The sequence below is a fragment of the Zestomonas carbonaria genome (assembly GCF_904061905.1).
GTDB lineage: Bacteria > Pseudomonadota > Gammaproteobacteria > Pseudomonadales > Pseudomonadaceae > Aquipseudomonas > Aquipseudomonas carbonaria.
This window is the reverse complement of sequence record NZ_CAJFCI010000119.1, coordinates 1-283: the sequence shown is the minus strand read 5'-3', so window position 1 is coordinate 283 and position 283 is coordinate 1. Positions and strand designations below refer to the sequence as shown.

Genomic DNA, 283 nt, shown 5'->3' with positions numbered 1-283 from the left:
CTTCGCGCCCGCCAGCGGCGACTTCGAGGTCGTCTCCTTCGAGCTGGACGAAGGGCTGTCCACGCCCTTCCGGTTGACCCTCGAGCTCTCCAGCCGCGATCCCGCCGTGGATTTTGGCGCCATCCTCGACCGGCCCGCGCTGTTCACCCTCTGGCACGGCGAGCGGGCGGTGCGCCATGTCCATGGCCTGGTCAGCGCCTTCGCCCAGGGCGACACCGGCTTTCGCCGCACCCGCTACAGCGCCGTGGTCGAGCCCGCCCTGGCCCGCGCCGAGCTGCGCTCC

Annotated in this window: 1 protein-coding gene; it reads left to right on the top strand. The window is 72.4% G+C overall.

Annotation, left to right across the window (positions count from 1 at the left end):
• On the top strand, positions 1–283 hold a 283-nt coding region (locus tag PSEWESI4_RS24940), incomplete at both ends, for a contractile injection system protein, VgrG/Pvc8 family (RefSeq protein WP_268960824.1).